A 547-nucleotide genomic window follows, 5' to 3' on the forward strand; every position below is an offset into this window, starting at 1 on the left:
CACGCTGCGCAACTGGTTGCACACCCGCGTGCGTCGGCTCACCCAGCCTGCACGTGCCCGGTGCTGCGCTTGCAGGGCCAACTGCTCCACCGTCTTGACCGGCACCGCGTGAATGTCGCCATCGTGCATAGCACGCAAGATGGCGCGCGCATCATTGAGGTCGTTCTTCATGCGATGGCCGTGTGCCTTCACGCTGTTGGCCGGCAGAACCTTCACGCGGATGCCACGCGCCAGCAAACGACGGGCCCACGCTTGGGCACCTGGGCCGGTTTCCATGCCCACGCACATCGGCGCATTCAGTCGATCAAGGAAGCTTTCAAAGGCTTTGCGCGAACCAATGCGCCGGTGCCAGCACTCTTGTCCGAACCGATCGGCCGCCACAACTTCGAACACATGCTTGGCCAGATCGATGGCCAACTCAGCCGCTTCATTGGGAGTACGCTGTTTCATGGACTCGCCCTCGCTCGTTACAGAACGGTGGATAGTTTTACTCTCCACCGCTGGCCCATGAGGCCTTATTTAGCGCGGGGGCGAGTCCATGTAATTA

1 protein-coding gene is annotated in these 547 nt (G+C 61.1%); it reads right to left on the reverse strand.

Going from position 1 to position 547, the window contains the following annotated elements:
• Nucleotides 1–450 (reverse strand): IS110 family transposase (locus tag QQJ86_RS20695; RefSeq protein WP_284322879.1); only part of this gene is annotated, 450 nt, incomplete at its 3' end.
• Between the last annotated feature and the right edge of the window lie 97 nt (nucleotides 451–547).

It is taken from the genome of Dyella acidisoli, from assembly GCF_030160295.1.
Classification (GTDB): Bacteria; Pseudomonadota; Gammaproteobacteria; order Xanthomonadales; family Rhodanobacteraceae; genus Dyella_B; species Dyella_B acidisoli.